This is a genomic window from Nocardiopsis synnemataformans, from assembly GCF_965343085.1.
Lineage (GTDB): Bacteria > Actinomycetota > Actinomycetes > Streptosporangiales > Streptosporangiaceae > Nocardiopsis > Nocardiopsis alborubida.
Map to the genome: position 1 here is coordinate 1 of NZ_CBDRFA010000180.1, position 808 is coordinate 808.

Consider the following 808-nt stretch of genomic DNA (forward strand, 5'->3'; position numbering starts at 1 on the left):
TCAGTCCGACATGGACATCTCCACCGCTCCTCTCCTACGCGCGGCTCTGTTCACCGATGACGACAGGGATCGGTTGCTTCTGGTCGCTCATCACCTGGTCGTTGACGTGGTGTCCTGGCGCGTCATCCTCGAAGACCTGGACACCCTTATCCGGCAGGTGCGTCTGGGGCAGGAAACCGCTCTTCCCGCGAAGACGAGTTCGTGGCAGCAATGGGCTGACCGGTTGCGGCAGGAAAGCGACAGCACCACCACTGTCGAGGAACTGCCCTACTGGAGTGAGCAGTCCGCACCGGTGCGTGCGCTTCCCGCGGACGGACCCACCGGGCACAACACCATCGGTGGCAGCAGTGTTTATGAAGCCGTTCTCGGTACCGAGCAGGGACGCGCGCTCCTGCAGGAGGTTCCCGCTGCGTTCAACACGCGGATCAATGACGCGTTGCTGACCGCTGTCGCCTGCGCGGTCGGTGCCTGGACCCGGGACAGCCATGTCCGTATCGATCTCGAGGGACACGGTCGTGAGGACCTTTTCGACGACATCGACCTGTCGCGGACCGTGGGCTGGTTCACCACGATCTCGCCCGTGCGCCTGCCGGTCCCCTCTTCAACCGATCTCGCGGAGGGGCTCAAGCAGACCAAGGAGCTCCTGCGTCGGAGGCCCCGCCAGGGCATCGGCTACGGCCTGCTCGCCCACGGCCCGGACCGGGCCAGCACTGAACTGGGTTCTCCCGCGCAGATCAGCTTCAACTATCTTGGTCAGTTCGACGCGACCACGGCCGGTGGTTTCGCCACCTTCTCCGGCAAGGCCGGA

The 808-nt window shown here is 64.9% G+C and carries 1 protein-coding gene; it reads left to right on the plus strand.

Going from position 1 to position 808, the window contains the following annotated elements; genetic code table 11:
* Window positions 1-10: 10 nt before the first annotated feature.
* On the plus strand, window positions 11-808 hold a 798-nt coding region (locus ACSIH6_RS39345; RefSeq protein ID WP_435113980.1), incomplete at its 3' end, for a condensation domain-containing protein.